At 43.9% G+C, this 20,409-nt stretch carries 21 protein-coding genes; 12 read left to right on the top strand and 9 right to left on the bottom strand.

Features of this window, described 5'->3' with window-relative positions:
• Positions 1–5: 5 nt before the first annotated feature.
• From amrB to WC526_04750, 6 genes are read left to right on the top strand one after another with little or no spacing between them, the layout of a single operon-like run.
• Positions 6–1,796, top strand: coding sequence for an AmmeMemoRadiSam system protein B (gene amrB / locus WC526_04775; protein ID MFA5062432.1), 1,791 nt, complete (start codon positions 6–8; stop codon positions 1,794–1,796).
• Complete coding sequence (locus WC526_04770) at positions 1,793–2,518, top strand: YebC/PmpR family DNA-binding transcriptional regulator (protein MFA5062431.1); 726 nt, start codon at positions 1,793–1,795, stop codon at positions 2,516–2,518. The genes amrB and WC526_04770 overlap by 4 nt, the downstream gene beginning before the upstream one ends.
• Before the next feature lie 16 nt (positions 2,519–2,534).
• The gene (ruvC, locus tag WC526_04765; GenBank protein MFA5062430.1) at positions 2,535–3,032 is read left to right on the top strand and encodes a crossover junction endodeoxyribonuclease RuvC; all 498 of its coding nucleotides are present in this window, start codon (positions 2,535–2,537) and stop codon (positions 3,030–3,032) included.
• A gap of 1 nt (position 3,033) precedes the next feature.
• Positions 3,034–3,486: an RNA methyltransferase gene (locus tag WC526_04760; GenBank protein ID MFA5062429.1), complete on the top strand. Its 453-nt coding sequence runs from the start codon at positions 3,034–3,036 to the stop codon at positions 3,484–3,486.
• Entirely contained in the window at positions 3,471–4,190 is a 720-nt protein-coding gene (locus WC526_04755) for a hypothetical protein (GenBank protein MFA5062428.1), read from the top strand. Before WC526_04760 ends, WC526_04755 begins: the two co-directional genes overlap by 16 nt.
• 6 nt (positions 4,191–4,196) lie before the next feature.
• Positions 4,197–4,607, top strand: coding sequence for an NUDIX hydrolase (locus WC526_04750; protein ID MFA5062427.1), 411 nt, complete (start codon positions 4,197–4,199; stop codon positions 4,605–4,607).
• Here WC526_04750 and WC526_04745 read toward each other — a convergent pair.
• Genes WC526_04745 through WC526_04725 form a run of 5 tightly spaced genes read right to left on the bottom strand, consistent with a single transcriptional unit; the run spans position 4,594 to position 7,904 of the window.
• Positions 4,594–5,577 (bottom strand): carbohydrate kinase family protein, encoded by a 984-nt coding sequence (locus WC526_04745; GenBank protein MFA5062426.1) that lies wholly within the window; start codon positions 5,575–5,577, stop codon positions 4,594–4,596. The genes WC526_04750 and WC526_04745 overlap by 14 nt on opposite strands.
• Position 5,578: 1 nt before the next feature.
• Entirely contained in the window at positions 5,579–5,893 is a 315-nt protein-coding gene (locus WC526_04740) for a hypothetical protein (GenBank protein MFA5062425.1), read from the bottom strand.
• 26 nt (positions 5,894–5,919) lie between these two features.
• Positions 5,920–6,858: an FAD-dependent oxidoreductase gene (locus WC526_04735; protein MFA5062424.1), complete on the bottom strand. Its 939-nt coding sequence runs from the start codon at positions 6,856–6,858 to the stop codon at positions 5,920–5,922.
• A 3-nt stretch (positions 6,859–6,861) separates the two neighbouring features.
• Positions 6,862–7,455 carry a hypothetical protein gene (locus WC526_04730; GenBank protein MFA5062423.1) on the bottom strand — a complete coding sequence of 198 codons (594 nt, stop codon included), beginning with the start codon at positions 7,453–7,455 and terminating at the stop codon, positions 6,862–6,864.
• A complete protein-coding gene (locus WC526_04725; GenBank protein ID MFA5062422.1) occupies positions 7,452–7,904 on the bottom strand; it encodes an RpiB/LacA/LacB family sugar-phosphate isomerase in 453 nt (150 codons plus the stop codon). The genes WC526_04730 and WC526_04725 overlap by 4 nt, the downstream gene beginning before the upstream one ends.
• Positions 7,905–8,004: 100 nt before the next feature.
• On the opposite strand from WC526_04725, the gene ileS reads away from it, so the two are divergent.
• The 6 genes from ileS to ruvA all read left to right on the top strand — a co-directional run bounded on the left by ileS (position 8,005) and on the right by ruvA (position 16,909).
• Positions 8,005–10,890 (top strand): isoleucine--tRNA ligase, encoded by a 2,886-nt coding sequence (gene ileS / locus WC526_04720; GenBank protein MFA5062421.1) that lies wholly within the window; start codon positions 8,005–8,007, stop codon positions 10,888–10,890.
• A gap of 255 nt (positions 10,891–11,145) precedes the next feature.
• Complete coding sequence (locus tag WC526_04715; GenBank protein ID MFA5062420.1) at positions 11,146–11,463, top strand: hypothetical protein; 318 nt, start codon at positions 11,146–11,148, stop codon at positions 11,461–11,463.
• A 1,144-nt stretch (positions 11,464–12,607) separates the two neighbouring features.
• Positions 12,608–13,573 carry an NGG1p interacting factor NIF3 gene (locus WC526_04710; GenBank protein ID MFA5062419.1) on the top strand — a complete coding sequence of 322 codons (966 nt, stop codon included), beginning with the start codon at positions 12,608–12,610 and terminating at the stop codon, positions 13,571–13,573.
• A 33-nt stretch (positions 13,574–13,606) separates the two neighbouring features.
• Positions 13,607–14,566 carry a FecR family protein gene (locus tag WC526_04705; GenBank protein ID MFA5062418.1) on the top strand — a complete coding sequence of 320 codons (960 nt, stop codon included), beginning with the start codon at positions 13,607–13,609 and terminating at the stop codon, positions 14,564–14,566.
• Between the two features lie 4 nt (positions 14,567–14,570).
• Positions 14,571–16,322: an adenylate/guanylate cyclase domain-containing protein gene (locus WC526_04700; GenBank protein MFA5062417.1), complete on the top strand. Its 1,752-nt coding sequence runs from the start codon at positions 14,571–14,573 to the stop codon at positions 16,320–16,322.
• A gap of 14 nt (positions 16,323–16,336) precedes the next feature.
• Positions 16,337–16,909 (top strand): Holliday junction branch migration protein RuvA, encoded by a 573-nt coding sequence (gene ruvA, locus WC526_04695; protein MFA5062416.1) that lies wholly within the window; start codon positions 16,337–16,339, stop codon positions 16,907–16,909.
• A 27-nt stretch (positions 16,910–16,936) separates the two neighbouring features.
• On the opposite strand, the gene gatB is transcribed toward ruvA, so the two are convergent.
• Genes gatB through WC526_04675 form a run of 4 tightly spaced genes read right to left on the bottom strand, consistent with a single transcriptional unit; the run spans position 16,937 to position 20,409 of the window.
• Positions 16,937–18,457, bottom strand: coding sequence for an Asp-tRNA(Asn)/Glu-tRNA(Gln) amidotransferase subunit GatB (gene gatB, locus WC526_04690; protein ID MFA5062415.1), 1,521 nt, complete (start codon positions 18,455–18,457; stop codon positions 16,937–16,939).
• Between the two features lie 3 nt (positions 18,458–18,460).
• Entirely contained in the window at positions 18,461–19,219 is a 759-nt protein-coding gene (locus WC526_04685) for a hypothetical protein (GenBank protein ID MFA5062414.1), read from the bottom strand.
• A gap of 4 nt (positions 19,220–19,223) precedes the next feature.
• Positions 19,224–19,928, bottom strand: coding sequence for a dTMP kinase (locus tag WC526_04680; GenBank protein MFA5062413.1), 705 nt, complete (start codon positions 19,926–19,928; stop codon positions 19,224–19,226).
• 7 nt (positions 19,929–19,935) lie between these two features.
• The gene (locus WC526_04675) at positions 19,936–20,409 is read right to left on the bottom strand and encodes a dihydrofolate reductase (protein ID MFA5062412.1); all 474 of its coding nucleotides are present in this window, start codon (positions 20,407–20,409) and stop codon (positions 19,936–19,938) included.

The following is a 20,409-nucleotide window of genomic DNA, read 5'->3' as shown; positions in this document are numbered from 1 at the left end:
ATATTATGAAAGAAAAAATTATTATTGCGGTGGTGTTTATTTTAGCCATCGGTGTCGGCCTGTTCGGCTATTTTTATGCCGGAAAAAGTGAAAGAATTTCGGAAAAAACAGGGGAAGCCAAACAAGCCGGCGTAAATTTTCCAATTTCTAATTTTCATAAAAGCTACTCATCCGACCTGGATCTGTATGAAAATTTTTTTAAACAAGCCACCTCAACTGAAAAAACCGGTGAGCAGGCGATATCCGGAGTGATTCCGCACCATTTAGTGGCCGGTAAATACATTGCCAATTTTGTTAAAGGATTATCCGATCAGCATCCACAGACCATTGTTTTGATTGGACCAAATCATTTACAAAGAGGTCCGGATCAAATCGTGTCCGGAGTTTATGATTGGCAGACACCTTATGGGGTCTTAAAAACTGATGAAAAAATTATCAAAAATTTATCCACTGCCGGCGTTGTAAAAATTAATGATGATATTATTGACGGCGAGTGGAGCATTTCTTCGGATGTGCCGTTTTTAAAACGGATTTGGCCGGACGCAAAAATTATTCCGATTATTTTAAAAAACGATATTAATAAATCCGAATTGGATAATTTGTCCGATCAGCTTATAAAATATTTACCAAAAAATTCTATAGTTTTGGCCAGTGTTGATTTTTCTCATTATTTACCCAAAGAAGTGGCAAATTTTCATGATGATCTGTCAATCAACACTCTGGCGAGCGGGAACATTTCCCAGGTTGATAAATTGGAAATTGATAGCCAGAGCAGTTTATATCTGTTAATGAAATATAATCAATTAAAAGGCGTGGAAAAATTTAATTTGGTTTCACACACCAACAGCGCCGATATAGTCGGCCAGCCGGATTTGCAAGAAACAACCAGCCATGTGATCGGCTATTTTTCACCGGGGCAGGCAACCGAAAAACCGGAGGTGGCGTTACAATTTTTCGGAGATATAATGCTGGATAGAAATGTGGCCAAAGCCATGGCTACATCCGGTTTGGATTATATTTTTGCAAAACTAAAAGCCCAGGAAAATAGATTTTTTTGGGGAACGGATTTAATGGGCGCCAACTTGGAAGGACCGTTTGCGCCGGCGCGTATAAAAACTTCAAAATCAATCGCTTTTAGATTTGATCCGTTACTAGCGCCGCAACTGAAAAATTACGGGTTTGGGCTTTTAGATCTGGCCAATAATCACGCCATAGATATGGGTTGGAGCAATTTGGATTTTACTAAAACAGTTTTATCAGCCGCCGGTTTAAATTATTTTGGCGATGAGCTTCGGGAAGGGCCGGAGTATTCGTGGATTGGCGATGTCGGCGGGTATAAAATTGCTTTTATCGGTTTAAATAATACTGATCATACCTTGAATCTGTCTGAAGTTGAGAAAGCAATGGTTGAGGCAAAAAAATCGGCTGATTATGTTATAATAGATACTCATTGGGGCGTTGAATATAAGGATCATTCAAATGAAAACCAGCAGTATTTGGCGCATTGGTTGATTGATAAGGGCGCGGACGCGGTTATCGGCGGTCATCCGCACGTGGTTGAAGAAATGGAGATGTATAAAGATAAGCCGATCTTTTATTCATTGGGAAATTTTATTTTTGACCAGTATTTTTCACCGGAGACACAGGAGGGAATCAGTGTTGGTTTGATCTTTGGTGAAAACGGCGTAAAAAAGGTTTATGTTTTTCCGTTTTATTCGCAAAAATCCCAGCCGCAATTGATGAACGGCCAGCAAAGGGCGGACTTCATGAAAAAATTTAATTTTCCAAACATATGAGCGGTCATTCCAAATGGCACAACATCCAGGGAAGGAAGGGCAAACAGGACGCAATCAGAAGCAGCCAGTTTTCTAAAATGAGCAAAATTATCTCCATAGCGGCCAGAGGCGGCGGTGATCCGGCGGCCAATTTTTCTTTGCGTTTATCCATTGAAAAAGCCAAAGCCGTCGGGATGCCGAAAGATAATATTGAAAGAGCGATTAAAAAAGGCACCGGCGAGCTGGGTGGCGCGCAAATTGAAGAAGTAATTTATGAGGGTTATGGACCGGGCGGAGTGGCCGTGTTGGTTAAAGTTTTAACTGACAATAAAAACCGGACGGTTTCGGACATAAAACATCTTTTTGCTGACGCCGGCGGGTCAATGGGCGGAGCGGGCAGTGTGATGTGGATGTTTGAACAGCTGGGCATAATTACCATTGATAAAAATAAATTATCCGGGAAAGTTTCGCGAGATGATTTTGATTTACAAATGATTGATGCCGGGGCCGAGGACCTTGAGGACAGCGAAGATCAAATAGATATCAAAACCAAAATGGAAAATTTTCAAAAGGTCTTGAACAAGGTGAAAGAACTGGGCATTGAACCGGCTGAATCCGGTTTAGAATGGGTGGCCAAAGACAAGGTGCCGGTGAGTGATGAGATAAGAAGTAAATTGGAGCGGCTTTTTGCCAGTTTTGAGGAAAACGATGATGTGAGCGATTACTACACCAATGCGGTTTAATTTTGCGGTCTAGTTTATGCAAAACGAAATTATTCTTGGAATTGACCCCGGGTTTGGCCGGGTGGGTTATGGCGTCGTGACCAAAGGAAAAGGGAGAGAGTGGACTCCGGTTGCTTTTGGCTGTATTGAAACCTCACCTAAAAAAACATTTGTTGACCGTTTGGCCCAAGTGCATGAAGAGTTGGTTGGTTTAATAAAAAAATATAAACCAACGCGGATGGCTGTTGAGGAACTATTTTTTTTCAAGAATTTAAAAACCGCCATTGAAGTCGGGCAGGCGAGAGGCGTGATACTGCTTACGGCCGTAGAAAACAAATTGCCGGTTGATGAGTTCACTCCTTTGCAGGTCAAACAAGCCGTGACCGGTTATGGCCGGGCGGAAAAACAGCAGATGCAAAAAATTGTGGCCATGATCTTGGGAATTAAAGAAAAAATAAAATCGGATGACGCGGCCGACGCGTTGGCTGTGGCCTTATGCGCCGGGCAGAGTTTGTGGGTAACAAAAATTAAATAATATGAAGTTTGTTCTTGTTATCCCCAACATCCGCAGTGGTCATAATGTCGGCGCCATGTTTCGTACCGCCGATGGCGCCGGGGTTGATAAAATATATTTAACCGGCTACACGCCCTGTCCGCCGCATCCGCAGGTAGACAAAGTTTCCCTGGGTGCGGAAAAGTCGGTATCTTGGCAATATTTTAAGCAAGCCGGAAGGTTGCTTAAACAATTAAAGAAAGAAGGGTATAATATAGTGGCGCTGGAACACACCAAAACCAGCAAAGACATTTTTAAATGGAAACCGAAGTTTCCAATTGCGCTCATTGTCGGCAATGAAAAAACCGGCGTGACTAAATCTTTATTAAAATATTGTGATGAGGCGGTTGAGATCCCGATGAAAGGCAAGAAAACCAGTTTAAACGTCAGCGTCGCCGCCGGCATAGCAATTTATCGCATATGCAATCAACTGTAAAAATTTTCCGATATTTATACGAACATCTGCCGCCGCTTTTTCCGGCTGATATGAATTTAAAAATGAAAGCCGAACTGGGCGCGCTGGAGTCACAGCCCAATCTGCCGGTTACAAAGGTTGAGGACATAATGATCGGCTTTGGTTATGAGGTTTGGCCGTGGAATCAGGCCTATAAAGAATTTTTGGAAGCCGCCGAACAAGAGCTGGGTGAGCATTTCTTGTTGCCGAATTTGAGCGAAGCGGCTCAAGAAAAATACGCCGAATTCAAAGAATATTTGGGCACTTTGCATGACCTTCATTCCGGCAAAGCGGCTGAATTTTTCAGCTCCGAACAGAGGGGCGAACTGTGTACGGCGCTGGTAGACATGCAAACCAAGTTAAAAGATTATGTTGACCGGGAAATTTTGGGACTGAATAATAAAAAATATCTACAGCGGGTGGAGGAGTTTAAACTTTTGATTGAGGATCTCAAAAATCACATTGAGGATTTAAGGCGGTTGGCCGCGGCCGAAACTGATCATCCGAATTTGGCGGATGAAATAAAAGATAAAATCCGAACCTTTGAATACAGTTTGTGCATGCTGGGGCCGGAGTTGCAGTTTGACGCGGTTTGCCAAGCCAAGGATTTTTTTGCCGGACGAAAACAAGATCTTAATCGTTTGCGCGGGATACACGTGCCGTTGCAAATTGATTTGTATAACTAAACTTCTATGGATACAGAAAAAAGACCCAAAGTAGGAGTGGGTGTGTTTATTATCAACGGGAATAAAATTTTAATGCAAAAAAGAAAAGGAACGGCCGGAGATGGCACCTGGGCTTTGGCAGGAGGACATTTGGAATTTGGCGAATCAATTGAGGACTGCGCGATTAGGGAAACAATGGAGGAAGTGGGAGTGAAGATAAAGAATATAAAAATCGGGCCGTTTACCAACGATGTTTATATGAAGGAGGATAAACATTATGTAACCATTTTTGTGGTTTCAGAATATGACTCCGGTGAAGCTAAAGTGATGGAACCGGATTGGACTGAACAAGTAGGATGGTTTGAATTTGAAAATCTGCCCGGCCCACTATTTCAACCGTTAGATAATTTACTTAAAACCGGATTTAAACCGTTTTAGATTTTATCTGGCTGTATTTGGTCAGCATTTTTTTGATGCCGTTTTTATCCAGCAGAGTTTTTTGCGATCCATGCGAGGTGATGACACTGCAACTGTTGGCAATGCCCCAACTTAGAGCCGTACTGATATCATGATCATTTATTCTGGCCGCCAGGTATCCGGCGGAGAAAGCATCTCCGGCTCCGGTTTTGGAAATCACTTCAACCGGGAAACTTTTCAAGTACCAAACATCCTCTTCGTCTCCGGCCCAGGCGCCGTTTTTTCCGTCGGTAATTGCCACTTCTTTGGCGCCGGTTAGCAGTAATTTATGTATCAGAGCGGAAACGCTTTTTTCTTTTTCAATTGTTGTGTTCAAAACCGTTTCCGCTTCTTCCAGATTTAAAATCAAAATTTGCGCCTGCGGCAGAATTTCTTTAACGGAAACCAAGGAATATTTTAACTGAAATGAGCCCGGATTATAGGCCAGACGTACGCTTTCATGTTTGTTTAAAAAATTTATCAATTTTTCCTGAAGTGGCTCAAAACCCTCGCTCAAGCTGGTGTAATAAACCCAGTCGGTTTTTGGCACGGCTTCCGGCCAAACATATTGTCTTTTTTGATGGTATGACAAAATCGTCCGTTCGCCTTTGAAATTTAAAACAATTGAATATCTGGTTTTTATTTTTTCGTCTGTATAAATCAAATCGGTGATAACGCCGCTCTTTTTTAAATCATCCAAAATTATTTTTCCATTTCCGTCTTTGCCAATAGAGCTCACAATTGCAGTTTCAAGCCCCAGTTTGGCTGCGCCAACCGCGACATTGGCCGCGTTTCCACCCAGCGCCTGAAAGCTGTCGGCGATCGGAATTTTACTGGCATAATCCAAACAAAGACGGCAATTTTTGCCGTCAATATTACATTCAACCGAGGCATCGTCAATTAAAACATGCGTATCTAAAACCGCGTCCCCAATAGCGATGACATTATACATATCATTTACCCTTAGGATTTTTATATGATTCAACCATATCTACACTGTGTACGTGTCTGCCGGTCATAATTTCAATCAGTTCAATAAAACTGGCGAGCATGATTCCGGCCATGGCCACGGAAAAAATTTTATTTCCAATCCACAAAGCGTAAACCAGAAGACAAGCGGAACCGACTACAAAAATTGCGTCTTGCCGGCGTTCAGCTTCCAAAAAAATAGCATAGGTGAGCAAGATTGCGCCCAGCGCGGCCACCACGTTCATAATTATGTCCAAAAGCGGCCAAGGTAAAGTTGGAAAAATTGAACCAAGAGGCATATTTGGGTAAATTAAGAATTATTTCGCTAGCTCCACCTGTTAATATACTCTATTACGGCCAGCGCGGCAATAATCCCTTGGCCGGTGGAGATGCCGATTTGCTTGTAGGGGATGTTGGTGACGTCGCCGGCGGCAAAGATTCCGGGCAGGTTGGTGCGGCATTTTTCATCAATAATAAGTTCGCCGATTTTATTTTTTTTGGCGTCAATAAATTGTGAATTTGGTATTTGGCCGATGTGCACCATTACACCCTCAACCTCAATTTGCTGTTGGCCGTCTTCGGTTTTATATTTCAACCCATTAACTTTGCCGTCTCCGAGTATTGCGGTGGTCTGGGCCGCATAGATTATTTCTACATTCGGCAGTTGTTTCACTTTTTCAATCAAAATTGCCTCACCCTTGGGGAAGCCGCCGTTGGTTTCGGGCGTATTGGGAAATTTACTGATAAGATAAACCTTTTTAGCAATGTGAGTCATCATCAGAGCCGATTCCAAAGCGCTATTTCCGGAGCCGACTGTGGCTGTGGTCTTGCCTTTAAACAGCGGTCCGTCGCAAACCGTGCAATAGGTCACGCCTTTTTGATAAAATTCTTTTTCACCCGGCACTTCCAGATGCCGCGGATGAATGCCAGTGGCCACAATTATGGATTTGGTTTCATAAACCCTTTCTTCACCCCGCGCATTTTTGGCAACAACCTTATAATACTTTTTTTCCGGCGTAATTTTTTCTACTTTCCAGCCGTCTTCAATTTCAACCCCATAGGCCTTCACGTGTTCATTAAATTTTTGGGCCAATTCATACCCCTGAATACTCAAAATTCCCGGCCAGTTATTGACTTCGCCGGATAAGGCGACTTCACCGCCCAAATCATAGGTGATAACCTTGAAATTTAATTTTCTTCTGGCCGCATAAATGGCCGCGCTGCTTCCGGCCGCCGCCGAGCCGATAATTATTAGATCCAACATATATTAAACAAAATTAATTGCCCGATTACTGCCGATATTAAAAATTTCCACGCCGATTGATTTTAATTCTTCCATATTTTTTTCGTCTATACCGCCGTCAACTGCGCACTTTGGCCGGTTTGGCCAGCCGCTGTATTCTTTTATTTTTTCGCTGACTTCCGGCAAATAGGGCGCGCCATGTTTCCCGGGATGGACAGTCATAAACAATATGGTATCTACAAGTTTATAATATGGCTCTATGGCTGTCAAAGGTGTTTCCGGGTTTAAACAGATTCCTGTTTGCCAGCCGTTTTCCTGGATGGTTTTTATGGTTTCGGTTGGGTCGTCTTTGGCTTCAATATGAAAAATTACCCGAAAAACATTTTTCACACCCTTCCATTTTTTTATTTCTTGGAGCGGATGTTCAGTCATCAGATGCAGTTCAAATTTCAGAGCGCTTCCCAGCCCGTTTATTTTTTCAATTTCGCTGAAAGATTTATTGGTCACAAAAATTCCGTCCATCACGTCAATTTGCGCGTATTCAAAAATTCCTTCAAGCTGTTTAACCTGATCCTCAAAATCGTTGAAGTTAGAAACAAGAATCGCAGGAGCAATCATACGCTGTTTTTCTCCAGCTCCTCTATTTTTTTATTTCTGCGTACGAACCTTTCTTCTTTTTCAAAAGTGGTTGTAGTAAATTTTTTGACGATCGCTTTGGCATGATCTTCGGTAATAACCCGGCCGGCCAGACACAGGATGTTGGCATTGTTATGTTGTTTACCCAGTTCAGTGGCGGTTATGTTATAGCCGATTATGGCCCTGATGCCTTTAACTTTATTGGCCGCGATACACATTCCCTGTCCGGTGCCGCAAATTAAAATACCCAAATTTTCCGGGCTTTTGGTCACTTCTTTGGCCACCGGTTCGGCATAATCCGGGAAATCATCCCCCTCTGCAAAGGAGGTTGGACCCAAATCTTTAACTTTTAGGTTAAGCTGGGTTTCTATATATGTGACCAGGGCTTTTTTCAGTTGAAATCCGGCATGGTCAGAGGCAATAAAAAGCATAAAATTTATGTTAAGTTTGATACTATATTATACTTTATCCATAGTTGATTGACAAATGGCCGTATTTTAGATAAAATTTACTTATTGTTATCAACTTTTTATGTATAACTCCAGCGAACAAGAACGAGAAATTCTAAAATATTGGGACGAACATCATTGTTTTGAGAAGTCCGTTTCGGAGCGGCCGGAAAACAAGCCCTACCATTTTTATGACGGGCCTCCTTTTGCCACGGGTTTGCCGCATTACGGGCATTTGGTGGCATCGCTCATGAAAGATGTGGTGCCGCGTTTTTGGACAATGCGCGGTTTTCGGGTGGAACGCCGTTGGGGTTGGGATTGCCACGGTTTGCCGGTTGAAAATTTGATTGAACAAAAATTAAATTTGGGCAGTAAAAAGGAAATTGAGGATTATGGGGTTGATAAATTTAATGAAGAGTGCCGGGCCACGGTTTTGATGTATGCCAATGAGTGGAAAAGTACGGTGAGACGAATGGGCCGGTGGGTTGATATGGAGAATGATTATAAAACCATGGATCCGACCTTTATGGAAAGCATCTGGTGGGTTTTCAAGGAGCTTTGGAAAAAGAAATTGATCTATAAAGGGCATAAGCCGATGCATATTTGTCCACACTGCGTGACTCCGCTTTCAAATTTTGAGGTGACCCAGAACTATAAAGATATAAAAGATATTTCAGCAACGGTTAAATTTAAATTAAAAAATCCGGAAAAGTTAGATTTGGACGGTGATGTCTATGTTTTGGCTTGGACAACCACCCCCTGGACTCTACCGGGAAATGTTTTGTTGGCAGTCGGTCCGCAAATCGGCTATCAGGTAGTGGAAATTGCCGGCGAGGTCGGTGTATATATTTTGGCCGCGGATCGGGCAACTTCAGTTTTAAAAGACAAACAATATTCAGTTATAAAAAATTTATCAAGTTCTGATTTGGTCGGTTTGGAATACGAACCTCTCTTCCCGTATTTTGCCGATACACCAAAAGCGTTCAGGGTGGTGGCTGGAAATTTTGTTTCCACTGAAGACGGCACCGGTGTTGTCCATATTGCCCCGGCTTTTGGCGAGGATGATTATAATGTTGGCGAAGAAGAGGGTCTGCCTTTGGTCCAGCATGTGACCATGGAAGGAAAATTTATGCCGGCGGTGACCGATTTTCCAAACATGGATGTAAAACCAAAAGACGATCCAACTCGCACCGATGTGGAAGTGATAAAATGGCTGGCGCATAATAATAAATTATTTGCTAAAGAAAAAATCGAACATAGCTATCCGCATTGTTGGCGTTGTGATACCCCGCTGTTAAATTATGCGACCAGCAGTTGGTTTGTGAAAGTTACCGAATTAAAAGACCATCTACTGAAAAACAACAAAGGCATTCATTGGGTGCCGGAACATATTAAAGAAGGCCGGTTTGGAAAATGGCTGGAAGGCGCGCGTGATTGGGCCATTTCACGCAACCGTTATTGGGGCACGCCGTTGCCGGTTTGGGAGAGCGCCGAGGGTGATTTGATTTGTGTTGGCAGTGCCGCTGAACTCACGGAATTATCCGGCCAAAAAGTGACTGATTTGCATAAGCATATTATAGATAAATATGTGATAAAAAAAGATGGCAAAGAATATCGCCGCATTCCGGAAATTTTGGATGTCTGGTTTGAATCCGGCAGTATGCCTTATGGCCAAATGCATTATCCGTTTGAAAATCAGAAAAAATTTGAAAATGGTTTTCCGGCAGAATTCATCGCCGAAGGCCAGGATCAGACCCGCGGCTGGTTTTATACCTTGCATGTTTTGGCAACGGCCCTGAAGAACAAACCGGCGTTTAAAAATGTCATTGTCAATGGAATTGTTTTAGCAGAAGATGGCAAAAAAATGAGCAAGCGTCTGAAAAATTATCCGGAGCCGGATATTGTTTTGGAAAAATACGGCGCGGATGCGATGAGGTATTATTTGGCTACTTCACCGGTCATGACGGCCGAGTCCTTAAATTTTTCCGAGATTGGCGTGCGTGAGATGTATAACAAAGTTGTAAATACCGCTTGGAATGTTTTGGAATTTTACAAAATGTACGCGGTTGACCAAAAGGTTGAAGATAAAATAAAAAAAGCCGACAATGTTTTAGATAGTTGGATATTATCAAAATTGCAGTTGCTTATAAGAGACGCGACTAAGGGCATGGAAAATTATGAATTGGTAAATGCCAGCCGGCCGATTTTGGAATTTGTCACTGAATTATCACAGTGGTATGTCCGCCGCAGTCGTGATCGTTTTAAGGGTGATGATGGCGCGGATAAAAAATCAGCGATTACCACTTTGGGATATGTTTTGTTGCAGTTATCCAAAGTGATGGCGCCGTTTACCCCGTTTATTGCCGAAAAAATTTATTTGGCTTTGGGCGGAGAGAAAGAAAGCGTGCATTTGGATAAGTGGCCGGAGGTGAATGAAAAATTAATCAATAAAAAATTAATGGATGAAATGGATTTGGCCAGAAAAGTCGTTGAGCTCGGTTTGGCTTTGAGAGCCGAGAAAGGTATCAAGGTTCGCCAGCCATTGTCGCGTCTGATTTTGAGCGAAGCGCTTTCCAAGGACTTGTATGTGATTATTGCCGATGAATTAAATGTTAAAAAAGTTGAGATGGGCAGGATTGAAGCGAATGAAAATTTTACAGTGAAAGAGGATACCAGCGTGAAGGTTGGGTTGGATATTATGATGACCGAAGAATTGAAAAAAGAAGGCATTGTGCGCGAGCTGGTGCGGACCATTAATCAAATGCGCAAAGACCAGAAGTTGACGATTAATGACGCGGTGGTTGTTAAATATACTACTTCTGATGATTTGTTGGGCTCGGTTTTTAGCGATTATGCGGATGAGATCAAAAAGTCGGTTTTAGCTGTAAAAATAGAGGTCGGAGCGGAAGGGGAAGAGGTTGAAATTGGCGGAGGGAAGGTTAAATTGAACGTAGAAAGGCCAAAATAAGCCGAAACGAGCCGTTGGGCTATTGACAAAATCTCTCATTTGTGCTATACTTGCTTGTTTAAGTATCAAAAAATAGGCGCATAGTGGCATTTGAGAGAGGTGCAGCTAGGCGCAAGTAAAATATACTCTAATTTTAGCCCTGACAAGGGCGACAAACAAGAATCTCTCTCAACGAGGGATTTTGTGTTAATATGGGCGTTGTCATTTTGAACGAAGTGAATAATCTACGTTATAGGGTCGTTCACTCGGTCCAGGATGGAAACATTCTGTGTTCATTTCAACTTAGAGAAAGAAGCCGCCCCGGACTGGCGCATGCGCGTTGGTTTGTGTGGGTGGTTCGAGGATAAGGAGAGGAACATGGGTAAGATCAGGAACAAGATATCCGACATGGACTGGTACCTGAACGAGAAGGGGATCTACAAGTTCACCTTCTGGGTCATCATCGCCATCGTCATCCTCGCAGTTCTCGCGGAGGCGGCTTCCAACGTCAAAGGACGGCCGACAGATCAGCGACCTCTCCAAGGTCAAGAAGACAGAGGGTGTCTACAAGGGGGTTTGCTCCTGGACCTGTGATGTCAACGGAGATCGTTCCGTGCGCATCAGGTATGAGGCAGACCACCAGCCCTAACAGCCGCACCCCTAGTGTGCCACGCGGCTGGCCATGCGAATCGTTCGCGCGAGCGAACATTGCTGGAGGCACAGCCGCAGTGCTCAAACACTTCGGCTCCCAATTACTTTCCATTTTGATCTTTGGACTCTCACTTATGTGGGGACATTAAAGCGAAGTGGTAAGTAATTGCCTCTTGACCAAAGTGGTCGAGAGGTTGACAAACCGAACAATTTCTGCTATACTAATCCATTATCTTTCGTAGTCCGTTAATATTTAGCGGCCTGTGAAAGGCCCTCGGACTATGTGCCGGCGGCTCGGTGGAGGAGTGGACCACATGCGTTATGGCCCGTTTCTCTAACTCGGGGTCACAGAAGTAGATCCCGCCGTGCGTGCGTCCATTAGGCGCACGTAAACCGTAAACCCGCGCTGCGGAGCATTACGACAAAGCTCCCGCGCCAAGCAAGGGTGACACCACCCAAGGATGGAGGTGTCGTGCGCAGTTAAACGCAAGGTGTGGAATTAAGTGGCGACCACACCCCTAGCCAACGCCCAAGCAGGGCAAAGTCACTTCGGGGTACTATGCAGGCCCAGGTTGTACGGGATAGGAAAGCCTTCGGGGAAGTACTATTCTCTCAACTCAAGGGCCGTAACCTCGCAGGGTCGCGCCAAAGCATGGAAGCAGTGCAGTACGGGAAACGCGGGGGTTCACTCTCTCGTTTCCCACCTTTATCGAGTATTCGACCTCTATCCGGGGGTCGAACACCCGCAGAGGAAAAGAAAGGAGCGTCAGGTGAAGCTGCTGTTCCACACATAGGGCTTAACAGCCCGACTGATGACATGCAAGCGCCCGTGCCGCCCTCCCAAGATCTACACCCGCCCTGGTGGCCGAAAGGCAGATGGGTCGAGTCACCTGCGTAGTGGTGAGCCACGGGGAAGCAGAACCCCACGGGAAACGGGGATTTACGACCACCCCCAGGTCCAGAGTATCCTCGGGTCCCATTGGGCATCCGGTGTTCACACCGTATGCCCTTTTTTAATTCCTTTTCAAGGTTGACATATTGGCTTTTTTATCCTATGATTGGCTAATAAGTCATTAAAATTTTACATATGTTAACAACAAAACAAATTTTTGATTTGGGACTGAAAATCGGCATGGCCGCCGATCCGCGTGGCGCCAAGGGCGTGAAAAAATATTTAGAGCGAACCAAAAGAGAATATGAGGATTTGAAACCGGACGAGAAAAAATATTTTGATAAAGACCGGCTGGAGAATCCGTATGATGACAGCAAAATTCATGTCGGCAACCCGGATAAAAAAGTTAAACGGGTTTTATCAGGAATTGATATTGGCTCCGGCGAAATTTTATTGGCCAGCCAGTTAAATGAGAGAGGTAAACCGATTGATTTGGTAATTGGTCATCACCCGATTGGCGGCAGTTTGGCGTCTTTGCACAGCGTGATGGACATGATCGTTGAGGTTTATGAGCACTTGGGCATGCCGGTGCATGTGGCGGAAAAATTAATGGATGAAAGAATCAGAGAAGTGGGCCGCAGTGTGCATCCGGCCAATCATTATCAGATTATTGATCTGGCCAAGGCGCTTAAAGTGGATGTGATTAACACCCATACCATTACCGATAATTTGGTTAATAAATTTCTTCATGAATATCTGACTAAAAAGAAACCGGAAACAATCAGCGATCTGTTAAAGGCCTTAATGGAAATTCCGGAATATCAGGAAGCGAAAAAACGCGGCGCCGGTCCGAAGATTTTTGCCGGCAATCCGAAAAATAAAGTCGGTAAATTTTTAGTGGAGATGACCGGTGGCACTAATCCTTCAAATAAAGTGTATCAAGAGTTATCACGCGCCGGCATCAGCACGATTGTCGGTATGCACATGCGCGATGACGCTATGGATAAAGCCAACGAGTTTCATATGAACGTGGTTATTGCCGGACATATTTCTTCGGACTCCCTGGGCATGAATTTATTCCTGGATCAGCTTGAAAAGAAAGGCATTGAAATCGTGCCTTGTAGCGGATTAACCAGAGTTTCAAGAAACAAGAAAAAATGATAGAATAATAGAGTAATTATCTAACTTGCTTCTATGAAAAAATGGATTTTTTTGGGGATAGCGGTGGTGCTATTTGTCTTGGCAGTTGTCGCCGCGCTGTTTTTTTTCAAAAATTATAAAAAACCCGGTCCTCAAGGATACACACCGGTAACACCTGATCAAACCAGCGAGAAGGTAACTTTGCCATGGATAGAAGTTGTTAGACCAACAGTATTTTTAGTTGATAATACTGGTGCAACCAAAGAACTCCAAACCGGCGAAGAAGTCAACCAGGGGGATAAAATTAAGACCGATGAAAATGGCGTTGCCAATATATATTTTCCGGACGGGTCAGTGGCGCGTTTGGATACCAACACGGAGATTACTATAGATGCGGCCAGTTATGATCAGTCGGATAAAAGCTTGGTGGTGAAAATTTTTGTTTCCATCGGCAAGGTCTGGTCAAAGATAGTGGGCTTGGCTACGCCAAATTCAAGCTGGCAGGTGGAAAGCAGTAACGCGGTGGCCACGGTGCGGGGCACGGCTTTTGGCGTGCAAGTAATTGACGGCAGTACCGAAGTTATTGGTTCGGAGAACAATGTGTCGGTGCAGATTAAAGATGCAAAAAATAATATTTTAGCCGACACGGCGGTGGTTGGTCCGGATAAATATCTGAAGATTGATAATAATTTTGTAACCGGCGTGATTGAGAAAAAAATAATGATGCAAACGGCCGCGCAACCTGTGCCTGCCACTGTCAAAGATATGGATTGGATACAAAAAGCGCAGACCTCTGATGCCTTAATGTTGAATTTAAAAGCAAATCTTCCGGATCCGGCACAATTAAAGGCCTTTATTTTACAAATGCAAAGTTCTGTTCAGCAGGGATTGGATCAGATAAAAGCTTTACAGGCCAATCCGTCGCTTACACCAGAGATGAAACAGCAGCTTATTACAGCCCAACAGCAACTAAATCAATTGCAACTTTTGGGTGTGACTCCAACCGTAAAATAACACTATGCGCAAAAAGTTTGTCTATTTTCTGGTCTCGCTAGTTGCCGGCGGTTTGGTTTTTGGTTCTTATTCACTGGGAATTTTTTCCGGTTTGGAAAATGCGGCCGAAGATCTGCTGGTTTCACCCAAAACAATCAATCAAGATATTGTCATTGTCACGATTGATGACGCTTCAATTTCAAAAATCGGCCAGTGGCCATGGTCAAGGCAGGTTTTTGCCTCGGCGTTAGAGCAATTAAACAGCGTTAAACCAAAGGTGTTGGGGGTTGATATTGTTTTTTCTGAACCCTCGCGGTTTGGGGAGGCCGATGATCAAAGTTTGGCCACGGCTATAGAAAATGCCAATTATCCGATTGTTTTTCCGGTTGAGACAACAGAGTTAACCATAAAAAAGGGCAGCGCCATTGGTTTGAATTTTAACTTTCCTTTATCTTTATTTAATGTTCCGGATAAATCATCTTTGGGGCATGCTAATATCATTGCTGATAAAGACGGAATCGTGCGCCGGTTTCCTTTGATAATTACTGACGGCGGCAATGCGCAGGTGTTTAATGCTTTTGCCTATGAGGTTGCCAAAGCCAGCGGTGAACAAATTCCCAATGAAAGTAATTTGCAAAACATAAACAGAATTGTTTTTGCCGGCGCGCCGGGCCATGTGCGTCGGGTGCCATTTTGGCAGATATATCAGGGCGATTCGTTGGATTCATTAAAAAATAAAATTGTTTTGCTGGGCGTTTTTACTTCTGATCTTCACGACGCCAAGCCGGTGCCAATTGGCAAAGAAAATGATATGCCGGGCGTGGAAATTCAGGCCAATATCGTCAACATGTTGCTCCAAGGGTATCGGTTGACAGATTTAAGCAATCAAAATATTTTGCTTTGGATATTTTTAGCGGCTTTGCTTCCGGCTATTATCTTTAGTTTCTCCAAACGTTCAATCCGGCCATTGTTATACAATATTATTTTGGGATTTTTATATCTGCTGGCGGCTATCGTTTTGTTTGAGTTTGGAGTTGTGACCAATATTATTCATATAACTTTGGCCTGGGCGATTCCAACCGCGGTAATTTTTGTTTACCGGTATTTTATCGCTGAAAAAGAAAAACGGGAATTGAAAAACGTGTTTTCCAAATATGTGTCCAAGGAAGTGGTTAAAGAAATTCTAAAAGACCCGGGCAAGGTGAAATTGGGCGGACAGGAAAAAGAAATTACTGTGTTTTTTTCTGATATTCGCGGATTTACAACCTTGTCGGAAAACACCAAACCGCAGGAACTGGTGAAAATTTTGAATCGCTATTTTACTTTAATGACCGAAGAGGTGTTAAAATATGGCGGGGTTTTGGATAAATACATCGGCGACGCGATTATGGCTTTTTGGGGAGCGCCGATTGATGATGCGGATTCCGCGGATAAGGCAATGAAGGCATCCGTTGGCATGCTGGCCAAACTGAAAGTTTTAAATGAGGAGTTGCGCCAAGAGGGCAAGCCGGAAATAAACATCGGTATTGGGTTATATACCGGACCGGCCGTGGTTGGAAACATCGGCTCGGAGTTGCGGTTGAATTATACGGCTATGGGTGATACAGTGAATGTGGCCTCCCGGTTGGAAGGGTTAAATAAGGAGTATAAAACGAATATAATCATCGGTGAGACCACAAAAAATAAATTAAAAACCAGTTACAAATTTAAGCCGTTGGGCTCGGCCACGGTCAAAGGCAGGGTGGAACCAATAAATATTTATACGATTGAATTATAAGCGTAAATTGAGTTATGATTTCTGTTTTGAAGGGAAAAATTTTGGAAAATAACGGCTCACAAGTGACAATTTTGACTTCCGGCGGAGTTGGTTATGAAGTAATGGTGAGCGCGCGCTACACCCAGGGTTGGACAGTGGGCACAGAGGTGCAGGTTTTGACTTACTTGGCGGTCCGCGAAAACGCGATGGAGCTTTACGGTTTTGCCAGTCCGGAAGAAAAAGATTTATTTACCAAATTTCTACTAGTCAGCGGCATTGGCCCGAAAACAGCCATGCATTTATTGTCTTTGGGCAGTGTGCATGAAATTTCGTCCGCGATTGCGCGCGAGGATGTGGGTTATTTGACCAATGTCAGCGGTATCGGCAAAAAAACCGCCGAGCGCATTGTGGTGGAACTTAAAAACAAAGTGATTGGGTCAGGAACAGTTGAAGAATTTGCCGAGGGTGATATTTTGGGAGATGTGGTGGCCGGATTAATGGCCCTTGGTTATGGCGCGGCCGAGGCCAGAGAGGCGGCCAAGAAGCTTGACGGCAGGGGGAAGACGAGTGAACAGTTGATGAAAGAGGCCTTACAGATGGTAAAGTAAAAAAACAGACCCCTCTCGGGGTCTGTTTTAATTCTTTAATTTTTTCTTTAGAAGTTTTTCCGCCACCTGCGGATCAGCGCCGCCTTCAGTGGCTTTCATTACCATGCCTTTGAGAAATTGTAAAAGCGGCTCTTTGCCTTTTTTATATTGTTCAACCTGCGCCGGGTGATTTTTTATCACTTCATCAACAATTTCAGATAATTTTTTTTCATCACTAATCTGTCCGTAGCCCTTTTCCTCCATAATATGGGTTGGATCCATGTCCACTCCGGAATCCAGCATTTCAGCCAGTAATTTTTGGGCATTGGTGGAATTAATTTTGTTGGCGTAGATCAAAGCGATAAGTTCGGCAAAGTTTTCCGGAGTCAATTTTAAAATTCGGATGTCAATTTTTCGCTCGGCCATCATACCCATCAGTTTGCTGGTCAGCCAGCCGCCGGCGAGGCGTGCCATTTGCTGTTTTTTATCGCGTAAAATTTCATCAGTATCGGTTTTTTCTTTTAAGCTATGCACCCAATCAACGAGTTCACTCATGACTTCTTCAGTGTAACCGGCCCAATGTTGGTCGGCGGTTAAAATTTCAGCGTCAGAGAATGAAAATCCGTATTCATTTCTAAAGCGTGCGCGTTTGGCCTGCGGCAATTCCGGCAATTTTACGTCGCCGGCAATTGTATTGGGGTGGAATGGGGGAATGTCCGGTTCCGGGAAGTATCTGTAGTCGGCCGAAGTTTCTTTTTCCCGTTGTAAAACGGTCTCGCCTTTGGGATCATCCCAGCCGCGGGTTTGCTGTTTCCAGGTTTCGCCTTTTTTAATCATTTCGGTTTGTCTTTTGATTTCGTATTCAATGGCTTTTTCAACCGCGCGGAAAGAATTGATGTTTTTTACTTCCACTTTCGGGTTTAATTTATATTTTCCAATCGGTTTAATCGTGCCGGCGTCTTTTTCAAATTTTCCTTCTTCCTGAAGGGAAATGTTGGCCTCACAGCGCATGTGGCCTTTTTCCATATCAGCGTCGCTTACGCCCAAATATCTAAAAATCATTTGCAGTTCCTGGCAATAAACCTTAGCTTCGGTGGCGTTTTCTATATCCGGCTCGGAAACAATTTCTACCAGCGGCACGCCGGCGCGGTTAAAATCAACCAAAGTATTTTCGTCAGCGCCATGCGACAGTTTGGCCGTATCTTCTTCCAAGTGCACGCGGGTAATGCCAACTTCATGTTCTAATTGTATGTGTCCATGCTCGCCAATGGGCTGGTCATATTGGGAAATCTGGTAGGCCTTGGGCAGATCAGGATAAAAATAATGCTTGCGATCAAACTTGCTGTCGCGGTTTATAAAACAATTCAGGGCCTTGGCGATTTTTACCGTCCACTCAATTGCCGATTTGTTGGGCACAGGCAGGGTGCCCGGGTGAGCCAGACAAATTTCACAGACATTTGTGTTCGGCGCGGTTCGGTCCGGATCGTTTTTACAGGAACAAAACATTTTGCTCTTGGTCTTGAGCTCAACATGTATTTCCATGCCGATGACGGGAATAAGTTTAGGCATAGGTTATGGTTGGACTGGCGGCTGCACTGTTTGTCCGACCGGGTTTTCTTTGGCGCTGAAATATAAGATGATGGTGGCGGCGGCAGTGAGCGGCGCTAAGGAAACGTTAATTACTGTATCTAAAACACGTTCAACAATCGTCGCGATCAAAGGCGTCAGGGGGATATATTGGATCAGCGCTGATAAAATATAAGAGACAATTCCGGCGATAACCCCGAATAAAATCCATGGCGCCAAAATTCTCCAGGCCATGTGCCACCATCTGCCAACTACCAAGGCCTTGCTGGCACGCAGCGCTGACACGCCTTTTTGTCCTTCAAAAAGGATGCTGTAGAAAGTAAAATTATACCAGACCAGGAAGATCAGACCCGGAATAACGAGCAAAAGCGTGCCACCGGTAACAATCAAAGTTACCAGGATGCTGGTGTAAATTACCGGCCAGATTAAATTGCTTGATGTGCCAAAATTATTTCTCCAATCAGCCGGTTCGCGGCCTAAAATCAGATCACGCAGGGCAAAGGAGAATGATATGGAAACCCAGAGGGTAAACACAAAACTGGCCGCGAAGACCACGAAGGTGATAATTTCCCCGGGTAAATTTGAAGAAGGCAGATAGACGGATAAATAGAGAGACAGAGTGCCAATAGCCGAAAGCGCCAAAGTGGGGATGAGCAGTAACAACAAATATACCCAGATTTTTTTAAATGATCTGGCGTAAACCGACCAGCTGTCTTTGATTATTTCGGTGGCTGTTTTTAGCATATTATTAAATTAAGAAGCTTTTTAATAAATTAATTGCTTCTTGCTTCATTATATCAATTTCTACCTCTGCATTCAAGCTGTTTATTTGGCAGCCGCGGGAGGTAAAAAGGTCCTGATATGCAGGCGACCGATACACGCCGGTTAGTTTTTTTAAAAATTCTAGTTTTTCAAAGATGGCATTATCATCTTTTTCCATTCTGGTTTGCAATCGTTTGATTGCTTCTTCGGCTGAAAGATTCATCAAGACCAGGTGGTCAGGCCGGTTTGTTAAAGCCAGCTTGTTTCCCGGCATGTCGCTTAAATAATCAAAGGTAAATTTTTCATCCTGAAGGTGTTGGTAGGCCAATGATGTGCTCACGCCGCGGTCTTGGATTATAAATTTTTTGTCGTGAAGTAAAGGGATGATGATTTTTTCATAAAGCACCAGCCGGTCAAGAGAAAACGCCTCCACAATTGCCCGGGGCGGATAATTATTACCGTTTTTAATCAGTTCTTCCCTGATTACCCGGCCAACACCGGCGTAAGTCGGTTCACAGCTGAAGATAAAATCATAGGATTTTAATTCTGACAGGGGAGGATACTCGTGGTTGGCCTGCCAGTATCCTTTGAGATCAAAAATGGCGTTGCCTTGGGAGGTTAAGTATTCTTTCCAGGTATTGATGACGGTGCTTTTACCGCTGCCGTCAATGCCATCAATCATGATGAACATATTTTGGTTAGATCTTACTATATGTTGTAAACGAAAAATTTTCATGGTCTTCCCGCCAGGTTTCTTTCCAGATCTGCGGGTCTATAGTTGGAAAGAAAACGTCGCCATCCGGTTCCTGATTGACCCAGGTGATATACAAATAGTCGGCTTTATTGATCGTTTGGCGATAGATGCTGGCGCCGCCGCAGATAAACACGTCTTCGTCTTTCAATTTTTCCAGGGCCTCGTCCAAAGAGTAAAAAACACGCACATCCGCCGGCGCTTTAAAATTTTTATCAAGAGTAACAACTGCGGTTTTTCTTCCCGGCAGGGGTTTGTTTAAATACCCCATGATTGATTCAAAGGTGTTTTGCCCCATCAGACAGGTTTTGCCCAAGGTAGTTTTCTTAAAATACTGAAAGTCCTCGGGGATGCTCCAGGGGATTTTGTTGTTTTTTCCGATGCAGTTGTTTTTGGCCACGGCGGCGATGATGGAAAACAT

The organism is Patescibacteria group bacterium, from assembly GCA_041649475.1.
In the GTDB taxonomy this organism is placed as follows: Bacteria; Patescibacteriota; Patescibacteriia; order Magasanikbacterales; family GWA2-37-8; genus JBAZNA01.
Note: the sequence above shows the minus strand (reverse complement) of the source record. Positions and strands in the feature narration are given on the sequence as shown.